Genomic DNA, 16,992 nt, shown 5'->3' with positions numbered 1-16,992 from the left:
GTTCTTCTCTACTCCGGCAGGCTCACTCCTGGCCGATCATGCGCTCCTGTTCCTGCCAGTACTCCTCGCGGAGTTCGTACTTCTGGATTTTCCCAGTCGCCGTTTCAGGAAGCGAGTCCCGGAAGTCGATGCCTGCGGGGACCTTGTAGCTCGCGACGCGTTCCCTGAGAAATTCGAGAATATCCTGTTCGGTCACGTCGCTGTCGGCCGTCGGAACGACAATTGCCATCGGCGTCTCGCCCCAGTCTTCGCTCGGAGCCGGAATGACTGCGGCTTTCAGGACATCGGGGTGATCGTACAGTTCGTCTTCCAGTTCGATAGAGGAGATGTTCTCGCCGCCGGAGATGATGATGTCCTTCCGGCGGTCCATAATCTGTATCATCCCGTCCTCGTCCCACGTCGCGAGGTCGCCAGTGTGGAAGTACCCCTCGACGCGGTCGTTGAACGCCTCCTCGGTGATTTCGGGCTTGTTGAGATAGCGGTCCATCACCTGGTTGCCCTGCACCACGACCTCGCCGATGGTCGTCCCGTCGCGTGGCACATCGTCGCCGTCTTCGTCGACGATTCTGATGTCGGTACACAGCGTCTCCGACCCCTGCTTGACCTTGATCTCCCGGCCCCGTTCGGCGATGCGCCGCGGGGAGTTGCTGGTCGTGATAATCGGGGCCGTCTCGGTCAGGCCGTAGATGTGGATGATGCGCCAGCCGAACTCGTCTTCGACGCGCTCGATGGTCGCCGTCGCTGGGGCGCTGCCGGCTGTCGCGATTCGCACGTCGCGGTCACCCTGTGTCACGATGTCGCCGTCGTTAGCCCGGTAGTGCTGGATGAGTTTGTTCAGCACCGTCGGCGCGCCGCACATGAACGACACGTCGTACTCGCGGACCCGGCGGAAGGTGTCCGCGGCGTCGAAGGTCCGCTGACAGACGTGGGTGCCGCCGGTCCCGGTGATGGCGTAGGTGTGGCCCCAGCCGTTGCAGTGGAACATCGGGAGCGTCCAGAGGTACGTGTCGTCGTCGCGTATCTCCATGTGCTGGTTGAGCACCAGCGCGTGCCAGCTCTCTGTCCGATGGGTTCTGACCACGCCTTTCGGGTCCCCCGTCGTGCCGGACGTGTAGTTGATGCTGGCGTCGTCGTCCTCGGCCATCTCCGGTCGGTCCGGTTCGGCTGTCGGCTGCCCATCGAGGATACCGCTGTACGCCTCCCACTCCCCGTCGATACGGTCCGGCTTGTAGCCGATGAACGTCTCCGCAGGGATGTCGTCCCGTACCGGCTGGACTTTCTCGGCGAAGTCGTAGTCGGCGATTACCGTTGTGGCTTCGCAATCGTTCAGAATATACTCGATTTTCGCGGGGTCGAGCCGGTAGTTCAGCGGGACGAACACCGCGCCGAGTTTGTTTGCCGCGTACAGCGTCTCGATGAAGTAGTGCGTGTTCGGCGCGAGGACGGCCACGCGACTTCCTTTCGAGACACCCTGGTCCGACAGCGCGTGTGCCAACTGGTTGACCCGCTCGTTTACTTCCGCGTACGTGTACTCGGTGCCGTCGTGGGCCACGATACCGGTCACGTCGTCGTAGATGTCCGCTGCACGGTCGATGAAGTCGGTGGTGAGCATCTCGCGTTTCATGATAACACGCCTCACTTGTCGTATTCAATCCCAATTATTATTATTATATTTTCTTCGTGAACGGTTGACAGCCGCCCGAATCGATACCTTCGTGTGAACTAATATGCCTCTCTGGAGAACAACGGCCTACGGCCACTCGTCCTCGTGGCCGTCCATCGGCGCGGGGACGACGCCGTCCTTCTGCGCCCAGACGCGGGCGTGGTCCGGACACACTTCGCGGTTCGCGTCCCAGGGGATGTGGAGTTCGACCGCGGCCTCGTTCTCGCAGTCGTCCTCGGCACACCGAGTCATAGGAGCGCGACGGCGACCATGGTGACCAGTATCGACGCGGTTAGCAGGGCCTGGACGACGCCGGAGGCCAGCATTCCGGCGGTCGTCACGAGCGCGGCCTTCGCGCTCCCGCGAGCGTCCTCCTGCCGGTAGAACTCGACGACGAACACCGTGCCGGCGACCCCCAGCAGGATGCCGAGCGGGCCGGTGACGAAAAAGAGGACGAGCGCCACGAGGCCGGCCAGCACCGCCGTCCAGTTCGACGCCCCGCCGACGCGTGCGGCGACGGCACCGCCCGCTATGTCGACGGCCCACGTCAGCAGGCCGACCAGCGTCAACAGGACGAGCAGGACCGTCCCGGGTTCGGTCATCCCGCTTGCGACCCAGTAGAGATAGACGCCGGCGAGCGAGACGAGCGCGCCGGGGACCTGGGGCGTGAGACTACCGACGACGCCGCCGACCAGGAGCACAAACGCGAGTACAAACAGCAGCGTTTCGAGGCCGAGCAGGCTCATTGGTGTCTATCGAGTTCCTCCTGTACCCAACCGTCGCCGTACAGACGCGTCAGTCTTTCGACTATTCCGCCCAGCGTTCGCATACACTCCCGCTCAGAGACGAACGCCAGCTCCTCGGCGACAGCCGACCATGGATGTGCCTGCAAGACCTTTCGGACAAGCAAGCGTTCCTCCCGCGGTGAGAGCGCGGTCGCGTCGGCCGGGTCCGACAGGTGTCGACGGGTGAGTTGACGGAACGGCTTCGGGTTCGTGTCGAGGACCGACGCGCCGCCGGGGACGCCGGCAACCAGCCGCCATTCCCACTCGGAGAGGGAGAGGGACGGCTCGCTGTCAGTCGCTCGTAGCACTGCCCGAACTACGTCAGGGTCACAGTCGTCGAGCGGGTCCGACAGTACCGCAGTGATTCGGTCCTGAAACCACCCCCCGTGACGCACCGCAAGCGCCGCCCCGTCGTCGGAGCAGTGGTCCAGCATCACGACGGAGTACTCGCCGCTGGTCGCGTTCCGCGAGGTGGCGAGGTGCACGGTACTGTAACCGTTATCCGCCCAAAAATGGACGAGCTCCGGCGTCGCGCCGTAGCCGACTCCAAGCCAGTCCACTCGGTCGGCGAACTCCGTCTTGATTTCCGAGAGGAGTTCGGAGCCGAGCCCGCGGGACCGGACCGCGGCATGGGTCGCGATGCGGAGGACCCGCTGGCCGACCGGAATCCCGGCGGCTTCGTCCCGGAGTTGCGTCGACAGCACGTCCGGGAGCATGTTCCCGCGGACCCGGCCGCCCTCGTACATCGTGGCTCGCGTGTCTGCCGAGAGCCCGCCCTCCTGTGCCAGCAACGCCACCGCGACGATGTGATCCTCGTGTGTCAGCGCCCGAACGGTGAGATTGGGCGCGTCGAGCAGCCGGGCCAGGTCCGAGGGTTCCGTCCGATAATGCGCCAGCACGAGCAGGCCGAAGACCTCCCGAAGCAGGTGCTCGTCGGCGAGCAGGTCAGCCGTCGAGAGCCGGCGGTACTCGACGGTCTCCGGCGTCGCATCCGCGATGAGCTGGTCGACCGGCGGGCGCGCGTCCAGCAACAGCGCCCGGAACGCCCACACCTCCACAGGGTCGGCGTCGCTGTATCGAATCGGCGTCGTCATCGACACGTCGGTGACGGCGAGGTCGCTTTCGGCAAGTCGGTCACGGAACCGGACGGAGAAGCCCCGGCCTGCCCCCTCGTATCCGTGGACGGTGGTCGTGAAGGCGACCGCTGGAGCGTCGAGGAACTGTTCGAGTCGCCGGACCGGCAGGGCTGCGGCCTCGTCGACGATGACTACGTCGGGGTCCGCCGGAAGCAGTGCCGCCTCGTCCGGCGGTGCGTACCACACACAGCCCGCCCCCGAAACGTCGAGCCGCTGGGGGTCCGACGGCCGGTCGCGCGTGAAATCAACGCCAAGCGTCTCCAGTAGATGTGCCGCCCGGGTGAACACCTCGCCGGCGCTCCGGTACTGCGGCGCGGTCACCAGCACGTCATCGCCCTCCACGGCGAGATTGCCGGCGGCCAGTCCGGCGGCGCTGGATTTCCCCCGGCCGCGGTCGGCCTCGACCACGACTGCCTCGCCCTCGTTCCGCAGCGTCTCGAACGCCTGGACTGCGTCCCGCTGGTCGTCGGTGAGACACTGGGCGTAGGTCTCGAAGCGGAACCACGAATCAGCGGGCGGAGTCGGTGCAGGAACCGGGCGGCTCGGTGGCGGGTCCGTCAGGCCGTTCTGCTCTATTGTGTCTGTGTTAGCGTCCACGATGGCGATGCCCCGGTGCGCTCGCAGCGTTTCGACGAACCGCTGGCGGAAGTGGCCGGTCACGTCCTCGACCCTGAACGGCGGGACCGCGAGGGAGGCATCGAATCCGTCCCGCTCCTCGGGCCATCGGTCCAGTGGCGGCGCGAGAATAACGTAGAGGCCGCCGCCGTCGACTGCACCGACGGTCCGCCCGACCGCGTCCGGCCGCAGTTCCTCGTGGGCGTCCAGCACGACGGCCGTCCGGGTCCGCCCGAGGAGTTCCTCGGCGCGGGACTGCTCGTGGTGTTCACAGTCGAGGAACGACTCCGGCCCGACGACGGTCGTCTCCGCGCTGGGGACGTCAGCCGCGTCCAGCGCTGCCGCCGCTCGCTCCCGCGTTCGGTTGGGATCGCCCGCCAGAACGAGCAGTCGCCGCTCGTTTGTACGGCGGGCTTCCGCTCGGAGCGACCGCGCGATGTCCATACCGGTGGTGGCGGACGCGCCAGTATGGACCTGACGGTCACGGCGCTATCGAGGTACGCTTTTACCGGATCGGACACAGTCGCCGGCATGGCACCCCTCCAGACCCCGCTCTGCTCTGCGATAGGTATCGACCACCCAGTCGTACAGGCACCGGTCGGGAGCGTCTCCACACCGGCACTGGCTGCGGCAGTCGCGGACGCGGGCGGCCTCGGGATGCTGGCGATGTCGTGGCGCGACGCCGACGCGATCCGTGATGCGTACACGGCGGCCGCGAGCGCGACCGACGGCGTGGTCGGCGTCAACGTCGTCCTCGACGAGTCGACGGGCGTGCTCTCGCCGTCGGCATGTCTCGATGCGTGTCTGGACGCGGGCGCGTCGGTCGTCTCCTTCTCCTTTGGCGATGCCAGGCCGTACATCGACCGGGTCCACGAGGCTGGTGGGACGGTAATGGTCACGGTCGCGAGCGCGGCCGAGGCCAGGGCGGCCGTCGACGCCGGAGCCGATGTCGTGGTCGCACAGGGTCGGGAAGCCGGCGGCCACGTTCAGAGCGACGTGACGACTTTCGCCCTGCTCCCGCGGGTGGCCGACGCGGTTTCCGTCCCGGTGGTCGCGGCCGGCGGTCTCGGCGACGGTCGCGGCCTCGCGGCGGCGCTGACACTTGGGGCTGACGGCGGCTGGTTCGGCACTCGGTTCGTGGCGACCACAGAATCGGGGGCACACGAGACCTACCGGGAACGCATCGTCGACGCGCCCGAGACGGCGACGCGGTTCACCGAACTGTTCGACCGGGGCTGGCCGGACCAGCCACACCGGGTACTCGAAACTGATGAGGTCAGGCAGCAGGCCGGTGCCGATTCAGGTGGGGAAAGCGACGGTAACGATTCCGAACAAGTCGCACAGATGCCCGACGGCGAGCCGATCAGTCGGCTTGCTGATATGCCCCCGCTTGCGGGCATGACCGGCGACGTCGAAGCCCTGCCCCACTACGCCGGTCAGAGCGCCGGCCTCGCACAGAACGTTCGGCCCGCCGGTGAGGTGGTTGCCCGTCTTGTCTCCGACGCGAGGGCTGCGCTGGCCGATGCGTCGGCGGCCGTAAAGTAGGCAGACCCACCGACAGCACCCGTGTGCCGGCCTGGCACGCGATTTCGGCTTCGAAAGCGCTTTTAGGGCCGGTGGCACAGAATGGGGTACAGCCTGCGCCGAGTTGATGATGCTCCCAGCCTTTTCAGGATACACACCATCACGGTGTGACGGGCCCCGCGGCCCGGACACGGCGGGGGAGCCTGAGCTCGCGCGCAGGAGGTGAACATACAAATGCCAGTATACGTAGATTTCGACGTTCCCGCGGACCTCGAAGACGACGCCCTCGAGGCGCTCGAGGTCGCCCGGGACACAGGCGCTGTAAAGAAGGGTACAAACGAAACGACCAAGTCCATCGAGCGCGGCTCCGCCGAGCTCGTCTTCGTCGCCGAAGACGTCCAGCCCGAGGAGATCGTCATGCACATTCCGGAACTCGCCGACGAGAAGGGTGTCCCCTTCATCTTCGTCGAGCAGCAGGACGACCTCGGACACGCCGCCGGGCTCGAAGTCGGCTCGGCCGCCGCAGCCGTCACCGACGCCGGTGAGGCTGACGCCGATGTCGAGGACATCGCCGACAAGGTCGAGGAGCTTCGGTGAGGTGACCTCGGATGAGCGCTGAGGAATCCGAAAGCAGCGGTTCCACGCCCGCCGAGGTTATCGAAGTCGTGGGCCGGACGGGGATGCACGGCGAGGCCATGCAGGTCAAGTGCCGCATCCGCGAAGGCGAGAACCAGGGGCGCATCATCACGCGCAACGTTCTCGGTCCGGTCCGCGAAGGTGACGTGCTCCAGCTCCGCGAGACGGCTCGCGAGGCCGACACCATCGGAGGGCAGTAACCATGCCCCGGACACGCGAATGTGACTACTGCGGCACAGACATCGAACCCGGCACGGGCACGATGTTCGTCCACAAGGACGGCGCGACCACGCACTTCTGTTCCTCGAAGTGCGAGAACAACGCCGATCTGGGCCGCGAGGCCCGCAACCTCGAATGGACCGACACCGCCCGCGGCGAAGCCGGTGCGGTCGAGACAGAGGTTGAAGACGAAGCTGAGGAGGCGGAAGCAGAGCCGGCAGCTGACGCCGAGGAAGCTGACGCAGACGACGAGGAAGCGGCTGCGGACGAAGCTGACGCCGACGACGCTGACGAGACCGACGCGGACGAAGACGTCGAGGACGAAGAAGCCGAGGAGGCTGAAGCGTAATGTCCGAGCACGAGCGCACGTTCGTGATGGTCAAGCCCGACGGCGTCCAGCGCGGCCTCATCGGGGACATCGTCTCCCGTTTCGAGGACCGCGGCCTGAAGATGGTCGGCGGCAAGTTCATGCAGATCGACCAGGAGCTCGCTGAGGAGCACTACGGCGAGCACGAGGACAAGCCGTTCTTCGACGGGCTCGTCGACTTCATCACCTCCGGTCCCGTGTTCGCGATGGTCTGGGAAGGTCAGGACGCGACCCGGCAGGTCCGCACCATGATGGGCGAGACTGACCCGGCCGAGTCGGCTCCTGGCACCATCCGCGGCGACTACGGCCTCGACCTCGGTCGGAACGTCATCCACGGCTCCGACCACGAGGACGAGGGCGCAAACGAGCGCGAAATCGAGCTGTTCTTCGACGAGGACGAACTCGTCGACTGGGACCAGATCGACGCGCCCTGGCTGTACGAGTAACGACAGATCGGCTGTCGCGTTTTTTCGAGCACAACCACCTTGAGGGCGGCGTCCGTACCGCTCAGTATGAGCCTGACGCTCTACCAGCTCGACGGCTGTCCGTACTGCGAGAAGGTCGCCGACCGACTGGACGAACTCGACATCGACTACGACAGCGTCTGGGTCGAGGCGCTGCACTCAGAACGTGACGAAGTGAAGCGGGTCTCCGGCCAGCGGGGCGTCCCGGTGCTGGTCGACGACGACCGCGGGGTCACGATGGCCGAGTCCGAGCGCATCCTCGAATTTATCGAGACGACCTACGCGCCCGAAGCCCAGTCGGTGTAGAGGTAGCGGGCGGCCGCGCCGAGGCTCGCAAATATCAGTGGGAGGAAGAACATCAGAATCAGGAGCCACAGCACCGCTGGCGCGGCCTGTCCCTCGCCCCCGCCGTCGAACATAACTGTCCGGACGAATACGAAGCTCCCGATAAACCCAGTGACGACGTAGCCAAAGCCGATGCCGGTCCCGACGAGCGCCGCCTCTTCGAGCAGGCTGTCCGACCGGGAATCGCCGCGGTAGCGTTCGAACAGTGCGCCGACGGTGAGCAGCGAGACGATTGGTATCAGGAAATAGACGATAGGGGGGATGCTTGCGTTCTCAACACCGTACAGGACGTTCCGCGCGGCCGAGCCGTACACCTCGGCACCTGTCGCAGTCACCAGTGTCGGCACATGATGGGCGTTGTACAGCACGAACCCGTACTGGATCAGCCGGTCCGACAGCTCCTGCAGGCCGACCTCCGGCGGGCCGACGAGAAACAGCAGCGTGACGAGCAGATACTCGACAGCCAGCGTCCCGGCGGCGACGCCGGCAGCCCGGAGCCACGGAAACGTTCGGAGGCTCTCAGCTAGCAGGTGACTCTCCGGCTGTGGCTGCTCGGCAGCGGCGGTCGGTGGCTCGTCCACCAGCGACTCGTCGACCGGCGCCCCGGCCCCCTCGTTGTCCGCCTCGTCGGTCCCGTGTTCAGTCACGTCTAGCCGTATCAACTTCAATGACGGAAAAAAGGGTTCCGGTGGTCGCTACTCCGACTCGAAGTCGAGCGCCGCGCCGTTGATGCAGTATCGCTTCCCGCTCGGCTCCGGTCCGTCGTCGAATACGTGGCCTAGATGACCGCCACACTCGGCACAGACGACTTCCGTTCGCTCCATCCCGTGGCTGTTGTCCGCCTGTGTCTCGACGTTGCCTTCCTGATACACGTCCCAGAAGCTCGGCCAGCCAGTCTCCGATTCGAACTTCCTGTCGCTATCGAACAGTTCTGTCCCACAGCCGGCACAGGTGAACACGCCCTCGTCTTCTACGTCGATGAGGTCGCTGCTGAACCGCGGCTCTGTTCCGGACTCGCGGAGGATTCGGTACTCCTCGTCGGAGAGAATTTCGCGCCACTCTTCGTCGTTGTCCGGGAGTTCTCCTTCGGATTCACTCATGCGCCACCGTATGCACCCCAGCGGTAAAAACGTGAAGCCAGGGGTGGGATTTGAACCCACGAACTCTCGATTACAAGTCGAGTGCTTGGACCACCCAAGCTCCCCTGGCGCGGTTGCATACCTGCGTTGTGTGGGGACCGTTTAGAGAGTATCGTTTTCGGTCGGCTTTTCGAGCTCGATCCGGTGTGGTGCGTAGCCGTGTGCTCGGTAGAACTGTCGGGCGGATTCGTTGTCCGCCATCGCCTCCAGCGCGAGGATCTCCGCACCGTCTTCGCGAAGTAGCTCCTCCGCCGTATCGAGCAGTTCGCTACCGACTCCCTGACTCCTGTGGACCGGTTCCACGAAGATGTTCTCGATGATGCCCCGCGTCTCGTCTTGTTCGTACCGGCCGCTGTCGATGGTCACCATGACGAACCCGACGATCTGCCGGTCTATACGGGCGATACGGACGTTCTCGGCGACAACGCGCTGTACGACAGTCTCCCGGACCGCGGTCCGGTTCCGGTCCCCGAACAGATGTGACCCGTGGGTACGTTGGCTCTCCGCCAGTCGGACCCACAGGTCGACGATGGTGTCCACGTCGTCCATCGAGGCGGTGGCGATTTCCACGGTGGTACTCCGTGTCGTACGGTCAAAACAGTTCGGCTACGCCGCCGTATCCGTCCGCTGTGAGAGGCGGGGCCGGCTGGCGTGGGTCAGACGTCACGACAGTCCGCACAGAGGAGTTGCCCGTTGAACGACGCCAGGTCCCGTGTAAACGTGCTACAGGCGGAACAGATGCCCTGATTATCGAACGAATCCTCGACGGCGGACTGCATCCCGTCGGTGGTGGCTTCCTGCCCAGTTGTCGCAACCGGCGAGGGCTGTTCGACGACGTCTGTCGACTCGCTCTCTAATCGTGCAGTCGAGAGGATATCGTGCTCAGTCAGCGTCCCGAGCGGCTCTCCGTCAGCCGTTACTAGGAGGAACTCGGCGGACCGTGTCGCCATTCGGTCCCGGGCCGCCGGGAGTCCAGCATCGGGGCCAATTGTCGGAATGGATTCACGCATCACGTCGCCGACGGTGGCAGTCTCCGGGTCACCGCCGTCGACGATGTATGCCAGTACGTCTCTGTCCGTCGCGACACCGACTGGTTCGTTCCCCCGTAACACGAGAATCGGATGCTGGTCCTCTCGGATCAGCAACTCCGTCGTTTCAAGGAGGTCGTCGGACTCGCTTGCACCGACGTACTCTCTGTTCATAACCTCCCGCACAGTGACCTCACCGTTCATGTGTCTAAGTACCACACGACCGGTCTAAAAGATACCTCCACTACGTTTATATCGCGTGGTTCACAACTTACTCGGTTGTCTCGGTTTCGATGGTAACGGCCTCGCCAGTCGCCCGACAGGTCTCTAACGCGTGCTTGGCGTCCATCCCGGCCGTAGCTGCCGTCCGCCCGCGTCCGACACCGACTTTCAACTCTACGTCGACCGCGTCACGGACGTGGTTGATTGCGTCGTGGTAGTCCGCCTCGTCCAGGTCCGGACAGACCGCGATGACGTTGTCGCCGCCGACGAAAAACGACAACGAGTCGTGGGCTTCGCGCATATACTTCATGAGCGCCGCGTACCCCTGCTCGATCTGGATGAACGTGTCGAACTCGTTGAGCTGGTCGGTGTACTTCTCGGTGGCGTCGTCGACATCGAAATGCGCGAGTTGCACGTCTGTGGGCTTCCGGAACTCCTCGTCGATCGTCTGACCGCGTAGCACTTCTCGCCGGCCCTTGTCCTGTGCGCTACCGGCCTCCTGTAGCTGCTCTGTTGCCGTTCCCAGCGCCGAGACGGGTGTCGTTCCCGTCGCGACCGAGAGGCTCATCGTCACCGGGTAGCGATTGCCGACGGACTCCTGAATGAGTGCGTGTGCCGCCTCGTCCAGTCCGTTCGTCACGGCGATCATGTTGTCGAACCGCGAGAAGAAGATGTAGCCGTCGCGGTTCCCGAACAACTGTGCGAGGTCAGCGTACAACCGGGACTGGAGCGTCTGCAGGTCGACTTCACGGCGGGGCTCAGGCGTCACAGTCCACGGCCCGTAGTTATCAATCTGTATATGGGTGATTTGGGTGTTGGTCACTGTCCATCGTTCGTTTAGAAGCAACGGGTATTGCTCTGTCGAAATTAACCGGCAGAGTGGACTGAAGGCCGGTCCGGCCGGTGTCGGACTCCGGACATGCGAGCCGATTCAACGGGGGTCAGTCGGCACCGCGTCGGGGCGCTGTATCTCGACGGTCCCGACCATCGAATCGTATGTTACGATATCTGTTGCCGTCAGTTTCGGGAGGTGTTCGGTGAACAGTTCCTCGGTGAGTTCGTCCCTGTCAGTGTCAGGGACTGCCGCTGGCTCGATGTCACGCTGGGCCGCCAGAACCGCCGCCGCGAGGTCTGCTACGACAACCGGTTCACCGCGGTCTGCCAGTATCGAGAGCGCACGACGGCGAGTGTCGTCCGACAACAGATCGGCAACAACCTCCTCGGGGAGTCCCTGCTCGGTGCGGTCGCCGCTTGAAGATGTCGTCGCCATACGCGACGCTACATCGGCCTCCCACAAGTATGTGTCGTGCCCACACACTTCGCAGTCAGGCCTGTTCGAGTCTGTACGGCCACCAGTCCGCTTCGCGCAGCGCGCGCCCGAGAGATTTGTGGAAGTCCGGGAAGTCTTCGAACTCCTCCTGATCGACGTATTCGAAGATGTCCGCCACGCTGACGACCGTCTCGTAGTCGATCCGAACCGGGTGGTCCCCGTACTGTTCGACGTATTCCTCGGCAGTCAGTGGGAAGTCCTCGTCCTCGTCGACTTTCTTCGCCAGCACAGCGTGGCCGTACTTGCGCCGGCCCTCGCTTCCTTCCTCACCGTCCGGATCGTGTGGCCAATCCATACGCGGTTCTCTGGACACTGGCACAAAAAGGGTTTCTCTCCCCGCCTACAGTTCGAAGCCGCTGTCGTTCCGGCTGCCACCCCGTCGGAGGAGCACGATGACGACGCCGAACAGGAGCAACGCACCGAGAAGTCCGCCGATGACCAGCACTGTACTGAGGCCCATGACCGTCGCCGGGAGCGGCCCGAGTCCGCCGTCACCGTCACCCGCGGGTTCGGTCTGGACTGCTGGCTCCGTTCCCGTCGGCTCTGTCTTCGGCTCGGCACCGCCGTTCTCGTCGGTCTGGAGCTGGCTCTCGGTTACTTTGATTTCACCGGCGTTGGCGTCGTTGAAGCTGATCTGGAACGTCCCCGGCGTCGTCACGACCGTCGACAGCGTCACGGTCTGTTCGGTGTCTGCCGGCACAGTCACTGAGGTCTGGTTGACGACCTCGTCGTCTACCCGCATCTGCGCGTCGTACGTGCCTGGGGCACTGCCGGCGTTTTCGACAGTCCCTCTGACGCTGACCCGATATCCGTCTGTCGCCTGTTCGCTGACGACTGACGTTCGTGTGACGGAGAACGACGGCTCAATTTTCCCGATGGCGTAGGCCGTCGTCCCTGCGGTATCCGCCTCGTAAACGATACGGTCGGGCTGCTCCGTGGCGACGGTCGTTTCGGCGGCTTTCCAGGATCCGTTGATGCGATGATACACGCGGACATCCTGTGGTGCTATTCCGGCTGACTGGAGTGTTGAGCGGTCCAGCGCGAACTGCATCGACGACGGCTCGACGCCGTCCGACGACCCGACAGTCACCACACCGAACACCGATGCGTCGTCACCGGACGGTACCGCAAGGTCTGCCGCGCTGGGATCAGTGTACTCGGTCACGTCCTGCGTGAATGCCTGCCGTGATGCGTTGACCGTCCAGGACTGGACGGCAAAGGATCGGTTCGTTTGTTCCGATACGTTCAGTTCGTAGGGTTCGTTCGTCGGGACTGTCCCACCGCGTATCTTGAGCTGCCGCGTAGTCGAGTCCGTACGCGTTGTCTCGACTAGTGCCGGCTTGACCTTGACTCGCCCAGCTGATTTCCCTGGGCTCTGGACCTTAATCCTGTACGTTCCGGGGGCATCGAACTCCAGTGCCCGCGTCCGCTCGACCGACGAGTCGGCGTCGACGACCACCCGTTCGGTCGCTCTAGTCGTGCCGTTTACTACGTACTCGATACCCATCGCACCGCCCGAACTGCCGGTGTTATGGACCGTTGCGGTAACGTTTACTGATTCACCGGCCAGTATCGTGTTCGCGTCTTTCGACGCGCCGGACACGAACAGACTCGGTTCAGCAACAGCGGGGCCCGCTACCGTGGCTGCGAGGAGGAGAGAGACGACACAGACGATTGGGAGGCCCGGAAGATGCTGTCTTGGGGACCTATCTTCACGTACCATTACACGGATATAATCCGGACCACCGACATAAAACCGCCCGATTGCTTCGATTCGGTAAACTGTGCCTACACATCGGAAGGCAGCGAATTCTGTCCACCTCTTCTGTAGGCTCTTAGACTGGACCGAACGTTGCTGTAGTTGCATTCGAACCAGAGCAAGACGGTCGCACTCACTGTGTGCGCTGCGACTTGCAGGGTTCAAACCGCCAGTACATACCGATGGCTCCTCGCGCATTTGCTCGGAGCAATACGGTGGGACTGGGATTTGAACCGAGCCGAGACGGTCCTGCTCACGCCGTTGCGAGGGCTGCGACTCGTCGGCTTCAAATCTCAGCTGGTGTACTTGCCACTCACGGTTTGTTCGTGGCAAAATACGGTGGGACTGGGATTTGAACCCAGGAATCCGTGAGGATACCTGCTTTCAAGGCAGGCGCAATAGGCCGCTCTGCCATCCCACCGCAGTCGGGCATACTGCGTGGGCCTTCTAAGACCTGTCGGTCTCTCGGACCACGGTCGGCTCGCCGTCGTTGTCGACAACACGGATTCCGAGGTCATCGAAGAACGTCATCGTCCGTTCCGGTACGACCCGACCAGCTCGGTTCCGGGCGCGTAGCAGCGGAACCATCGTTTTGAGATCCGATTGCGTTTCGAGGACCGGCGTTGACGGGAGAAAGTCCACGTCGAGGCCGGCATCCGCGGCGCGCTCGCCGATGGTTTCGACCGCCGGGGTGGCGTAGCTGTCCTCGAAATCTATCGGCTCACCGAAACCCGCGTAGTAGACACGGCCGCCCTCAGCAGGGCCGAGTACCACGCCGCTGGATCGGAGTTTCATCGCCGCGCTGTCGATGAGTTGGCGGTTCAACAGTGCCGCTGTCGGTTCGACGGCGGCGACGGTTGCGACGTCTTCCCGGTTGAGGAGGTGTGTGACAGTGTTCCCGACCCGACCGGCGAACGTCGAGCCGACCTGTACCTCGAACCGGGCGTTGCCCGGTGATTCGAGGGCCTCTGTCACTGGCTCTCGCACCGCGGTCTCGGGGTCTACGCCGTCCGGGACCTGCTCCGAGGCACGGTAGTTCACCAACAGCTCGGCCCCGCTGATCTCCACCGCACGACAGACGTCGAGCAGCATGGCTTCGTACAGCTTGGCCGCCTCGGCGTCGTCCAAGAGGTCGCCCGCCAGGTCCTGTAACACGAACCCTTCGACTGGCGGATCAGCCAGTACAGTTACCGTAGTCATACTGTCTTCTCGGCCCGACTGTGATTAGTCGCTTGTGTTCCGACGCAGCTACAGAACAATTATAAGATGTGAGCAGTATTTGATAACTAAGAGAAACTATATGGAGCAATCCCAGACCTACAGATGTGACGGATGTGGGTCGGAGTACCGGGTTCTCGGGGAGCCACGACCCAAGATCGTATGCCGCGACTGCGAACGCGAGGCCACGTTGTCCGGGACTGCGGCGGCACAACGGGCGTACCATATCGGCTACACGCGGTATCGCGAAGCGCGCCGGCAGCTATCCGACGCGCTAGCGACCGTCGAAGACGGGGAGATGGCGCTCGCTCGCGGTGGGTTCGACAGTGCCGCGTCGGACTTCGAGGAAAGCGTCGAGGAGTTCACGACGACTGTTCGCGAAGCGGACGACGACTCGCTGACCGAGTTAGCGGAACGGGCGCGCAAGAAAGCGACCTGTCTCTGGCAGGCCGCCGAGTGGCTCAGCGGCATGACTTACGCCAGCGAACAGGGCGAATCGACACAGGCGAGCCAGTACCGCCACGACGCCGAAAACCGGCTACAGGCAGCGACGGAGTACGGGACAGTGTCGAGCCCGGAAGAGTTGCTCCAGTCCGCTGAGACCGAAGTCCAGTCCGATACCTGACTACCGCCCGCGTCGGCCCTTCGTCTGCCGGTAGTCCTGTCCAAGCGTCTCGCTGAGGTGCTCCAGAAACGCTGTCCGTTCCGCATCGGTCTGTTCACTCGGCGGAATCATCGGGAGGATCTCGAATCCCCGACCGCGGATCGTCGTCGCGTGCCGGTCCTCGATGTCGAGTTCGTCCTCGCTCATCGTCGTGTATTCGAAGGCTAACTCTTCGAGGGGGCGCTGGCCGACCGGTAGCAATATCTCGGGATTTATCATCCGTATCTCGCTGTTGAGATACGGTTCGCAGTTGACGACCTCCTCGTCGGTCGCCGCCCTGCCGGGATGGCGACAGCGGGTCACGTACGTCAGGAAGGTGTTCTGTAGCTGCGGCCTGTCGGCGTTCGGGTCCGAGCACATGTCGACCGCGGCGAGGATGTCGAGCAGTTCGCGCTCTTGCTCGCCGGTAAAGGGGATACCGGACTCGTCAGCGCCGACTGCGGGCGAGTCGCCGAGGACGATGAACTCAGCGCCCACGTCGCCGTAGCCGTGGACGACGTTCTCGCGCGTCTCACACAGTGCGGGGCAGTTCTGGCACGCCTCGTCCATCCCGAACGGGTTCGACTTGGATTCCTGTTGGGCGTCCATCTTACTCGTCGTCGAGGGTCTTGGCGTGGGTGTCCGCGTCCTCGGGGTCGTTCTGCGGACTGGACGGGTGGTAGTCGGTGTCGTACTCGCCCGGTCGGTCGTCGAGCCGGTCGGGGTTGATGCGGCCGCCGAGCAGCATGAAGTCGAGGACCGTACAGGCCAGCATGGCCTCGACGACCGGGACCGCCCGCGGCGGCAGGACCGGGTCGTGGCGGCCGGTGACGGTAATTTCCTTGCCTTCGCCCGTCTCCCAGTCGACCGTCTTCTGGGTCTTGGGAATCGACACCGGCGCGTGCCACGACACCTCGCCGTAGATTGGCTGGCCGGTCGTGATGCCCCCCTGGATGCCGCCGTGGTCGTTGCCGACAGGCGTGGGGTGGCCGTCCTCACTAAACTCCCAGTTCTCGGTGTACTCGCTGCCCTTCGTCGTCCGGGCCTCGCGGCCGATGCCGTACTCGAAGTCGTTGACCGCCGGAATCGAGTACATCGCCTGGCCGAGCCGGGACGGGAAGCTATCGAACCGTGGCGCGCCGAGGCCGGACGGGACGCCGCGACATTCGAAGTAAATCGCGCCGCCGATGGAGTCGCCCTCCTTCTGGTGCTTGTCGGCCAGGTCGCGCATCTCCTTGGCCGCGTCGGGGTCGGCACAGCGGACCTCGTTTTCCTCGCTGTGTTCGAGCATGTCCTCGAAGGTCACCGGGCCGGCCTCGACGTCGCCGATCTGGCAGACGTGGGCCTTGATCTGGACGTCGTAGTCGGACTGTTCGAGGACCTGCTTGGCGACGCCGCCGGCGGCGACCCAGTTGACTGTCTCGCGGGCCGAGGAGCGGCCGCCGCCGCCCCAGTTCCGGGTCCCGAACTTCGCGGAGTAGGTGTAGTCCCCGTGGGACGGCCGCGGAGCCGTGATGAACGGCTCGTACTTGCCCGAGCGGGCGTCCTTGTTCTGGATGACCATCCCGATGGGCGTGCCCGTCGTGTAGCCGTCCTGAATCCCGGAGTTGATCGTCACCTTATCCGGTTCGCCCCGGGAGGTGGTAATCATCGACTGGCCGGGCTTGCGCCGGTCGAGGTCTTTCTGTATCTCTTCCTCTGAGAGTTCGACGCCCGCCGGAACGCCGGAGACGGTACAGCCCATCGCCTCACCGTGGGACTCGCCGTAGGTCGTCATGCGGAACAGACGACCGAACTCGTTGCCGTTCATTACAGTGGTGTCGGGGTTGGGGGCATTTGAACCTTGTAGATGTGGCCGGTGCTTGTCCCGCTATAGGCGACGATAGCGTCGGTATCCCC

General features: G+C 64.2%; 22 protein-coding genes and 2 tRNA genes. 7 read left to right on the top strand and 17 right to left on the bottom strand.

All coding sequences use genetic code 11. The features are described 5' to 3' along the window. Positions 1 to 22: 22 nt before the first annotated feature. From GJ630_RS08900 to tmcA, 4 genes are all read right to left on the bottom strand, one after another. Positions 23 to 1,624 carry a class I adenylate-forming enzyme family protein gene (locus GJ630_RS08900; RefSeq protein WP_191449751.1) on the bottom strand — a complete coding sequence of 534 codons (1,602 nt, stop codon included), beginning with the start codon at positions 1,622 to 1,624 and terminating at the stop codon, positions 23 to 25. 126 nt (positions 1,625 to 1,750) lie between these two features. Next, positions 1,751 to 1,915, bottom strand: coding sequence for a hypothetical protein (locus GJ630_RS19510; RefSeq protein ID WP_004593509.1), 165 nt, complete (start codon positions 1,913 to 1,915; stop codon positions 1,751 to 1,753). Further along, positions 1,912 to 2,409 carry a DUF456 domain-containing protein gene (locus tag GJ630_RS08895; protein WP_191449750.1) on the bottom strand — a complete coding sequence of 166 codons (498 nt, stop codon included), beginning with the start codon at positions 2,407 to 2,409 and terminating at the stop codon, positions 1,912 to 1,914. Before GJ630_RS08895 ends, GJ630_RS19510 begins: the two co-directional genes overlap by 4 nt. Then, on the bottom strand, positions 2,406 to 4,643 hold the full coding sequence (tmcA, locus tag GJ630_RS08890) for a tRNA(Met) cytidine acetyltransferase TmcA (protein ID WP_191449749.1): 2,238 nt from the start codon (positions 4,641 to 4,643) through the stop codon (positions 2,406 to 2,408). The genes GJ630_RS08895 and tmcA overlap by 4 nt, the downstream gene beginning before the upstream one ends. 87 nt (positions 4,644 to 4,730) lie before the next feature. On the opposite strand from tmcA, the gene GJ630_RS08885 reads away from it, so the two are divergent. From GJ630_RS08885 to GJ630_RS08860, 6 genes are all read left to right on the top strand, one after another. After that, positions 4,731 to 5,744 carry a nitronate monooxygenase family protein gene (locus tag GJ630_RS08885; protein WP_044951725.1) on the top strand — a complete coding sequence of 338 codons (1,014 nt, stop codon included), beginning with the start codon at positions 4,731 to 4,733 and terminating at the stop codon, positions 5,742 to 5,744. Positions 5,745 to 5,957: 213 nt separating this feature from the next. Continuing rightward, the gene (rpl7ae, locus tag GJ630_RS08880) at positions 5,958 to 6,320 is read left to right on the top strand and encodes a 50S ribosomal protein L7Ae (RefSeq protein WP_004593501.1); all 363 of its coding nucleotides are present in this window, start codon (positions 5,958 to 5,960) and stop codon (positions 6,318 to 6,320) included. Between the two features lie 11 nt (positions 6,321 to 6,331). Then, positions 6,332 to 6,559, top strand: coding sequence for a 30S ribosomal protein S28e (locus GJ630_RS08875; protein ID WP_004516764.1), 228 nt, complete (start codon positions 6,332 to 6,334; stop codon positions 6,557 to 6,559). 2 nt (positions 6,560 to 6,561) lie between these two features. Further along, positions 6,562 to 6,927, top strand: a complete 366-nt coding sequence (locus GJ630_RS08870) for a 50S ribosomal protein L24e (RefSeq protein ID WP_191449748.1) — start codon at positions 6,562 to 6,564, stop codon at positions 6,925 to 6,927. Next, positions 6,927 to 7,391, top strand: a complete 465-nt coding sequence (gene ndk, locus GJ630_RS08865) for a nucleoside-diphosphate kinase (RefSeq protein ID WP_008310318.1) — start codon at positions 6,927 to 6,929, stop codon at positions 7,389 to 7,391. Before GJ630_RS08870 ends, ndk begins: the two co-directional genes overlap by 1 nt. A gap of 66 nt (positions 7,392 to 7,457) precedes the next feature. After that, the gene (locus GJ630_RS08860; RefSeq protein WP_014039786.1) at positions 7,458 to 7,715 is read left to right on the top strand and encodes a glutaredoxin; all 258 of its coding nucleotides are present in this window, start codon (positions 7,458 to 7,460) and stop codon (positions 7,713 to 7,715) included. Here the strand turns inward: GJ630_RS08860 and GJ630_RS08855 are convergent. The 11 genes from GJ630_RS08855 to GJ630_RS08805 form a co-directional block, all read right to left on the bottom strand. Then, the gene (locus tag GJ630_RS08855) at positions 7,688 to 8,401 is read right to left on the bottom strand and encodes a hypothetical protein (protein ID WP_014039787.1); all 714 of its coding nucleotides are present in this window, start codon (positions 8,399 to 8,401) and stop codon (positions 7,688 to 7,690) included. The genes GJ630_RS08860 and GJ630_RS08855 overlap by 28 nt on opposite strands. A gap of 48 nt (positions 8,402 to 8,449) precedes the next feature. Further along, entirely contained in the window at positions 8,450 to 8,854 is a 405-nt protein-coding gene (gene msrB / locus GJ630_RS08850; RefSeq protein ID WP_014039788.1) for a peptide-methionine (R)-S-oxide reductase MsrB, read from the bottom strand. 35 nt (positions 8,855 to 8,889) lie between these two features. Next, positions 8,890 to 8,963, bottom strand: a tRNA-Thr gene (locus GJ630_RS08845). Between the two features lie 32 nt (positions 8,964 to 8,995). Continuing rightward, on the bottom strand, positions 8,996 to 9,463 hold the full coding sequence (locus GJ630_RS08840) for an N-acetyltransferase (protein ID WP_186764074.1): 468 nt from the start codon (positions 9,461 to 9,463) through the stop codon (positions 8,996 to 8,998). An 86-nt stretch (positions 9,464 to 9,549) separates the two neighbouring features. Next, on the bottom strand, positions 9,550 to 10,125 hold the full coding sequence (locus GJ630_RS08835; RefSeq protein ID WP_050037694.1) for a CBS domain-containing protein: 576 nt from the start codon (positions 10,123 to 10,125) through the stop codon (positions 9,550 to 9,552). A gap of 67 nt (positions 10,126 to 10,192) precedes the next feature. Beyond that, positions 10,193 to 10,966, bottom strand: coding sequence for a GTP cyclohydrolase III (locus GJ630_RS08830; protein WP_014039791.1), 774 nt, complete (start codon positions 10,964 to 10,966; stop codon positions 10,193 to 10,195). A gap of 108 nt (positions 10,967 to 11,074) precedes the next feature. Continuing rightward, complete coding sequence (locus tag GJ630_RS08825; RefSeq protein WP_064288342.1) at positions 11,075 to 11,413, bottom strand: hypothetical protein; 339 nt, start codon at positions 11,411 to 11,413, stop codon at positions 11,075 to 11,077. A 55-nt stretch (positions 11,414 to 11,468) separates the two neighbouring features. Next, complete coding sequence (locus tag GJ630_RS08820) at positions 11,469 to 11,768, bottom strand: DUF5785 family protein (RefSeq protein WP_004593490.1); 300 nt, start codon at positions 11,766 to 11,768, stop codon at positions 11,469 to 11,471. A 45-nt stretch (positions 11,769 to 11,813) separates the two neighbouring features. Then, a complete protein-coding gene (locus GJ630_RS08815) occupies positions 11,814 to 13,076 on the bottom strand; it encodes a PGF-pre-PGF domain-containing protein (protein ID WP_014039793.1) in 1,263 nt (420 codons plus the stop codon). Between the two features lie 493 nt (positions 13,077 to 13,569). Beyond that, positions 13,570 to 13,653: transfer RNA gene (locus GJ630_RS08810), tRNA-Ser, on the bottom strand. 26 nt (positions 13,654 to 13,679) lie between these two features. After that, positions 13,680 to 14,432 carry a hypothetical protein gene (locus tag GJ630_RS08805; RefSeq protein WP_050006899.1) on the bottom strand — a complete coding sequence of 251 codons (753 nt, stop codon included), beginning with the start codon at positions 14,430 to 14,432 and terminating at the stop codon, positions 13,680 to 13,682. A gap of 100 nt (positions 14,433 to 14,532) precedes the next feature. Here GJ630_RS08805 and GJ630_RS08800 point away from each other — a divergent pair, with 100 nt between their 5' ends. Further along, complete coding sequence (locus GJ630_RS08800; RefSeq protein ID WP_023843164.1) at positions 14,533 to 15,075, top strand: hypothetical protein; 543 nt, start codon at positions 14,533 to 14,535, stop codon at positions 15,073 to 15,075. On the opposite strand, the gene GJ630_RS08795 is transcribed toward GJ630_RS08800, so the two are convergent. Together GJ630_RS08795 and aroC are read right to left on the bottom strand one after the other, a co-directional pair. Beyond that, positions 15,076 to 15,702, bottom strand: coding sequence for a uracil-DNA glycosylase family protein (locus GJ630_RS08795; protein WP_191449745.1), 627 nt, complete (start codon positions 15,700 to 15,702; stop codon positions 15,076 to 15,078). 1 nt (position 15,703) lies between these two features. Further along, on the bottom strand, positions 15,704 to 16,903 hold the full coding sequence (aroC, locus tag GJ630_RS08790; RefSeq protein ID WP_146417489.1) for a chorismate synthase: 1,200 nt from the start codon (positions 16,901 to 16,903) through the stop codon (positions 15,704 to 15,706). Between the last annotated feature and the right edge of the window lie 89 nt (positions 16,904 to 16,992).

The organism is Haloarcula sp. CBA1122 (assembly GCF_009741785.1).
Classification (GTDB): Archaea; Halobacteriota; Halobacteria; order Halobacteriales; family Haloarculaceae; genus Haloarcula; species Haloarcula hispanica.
The sequence above is the reverse complement of the archived record's forward strand: the minus strand, read 5'-3'. Positions and strand labels throughout refer to the sequence as shown.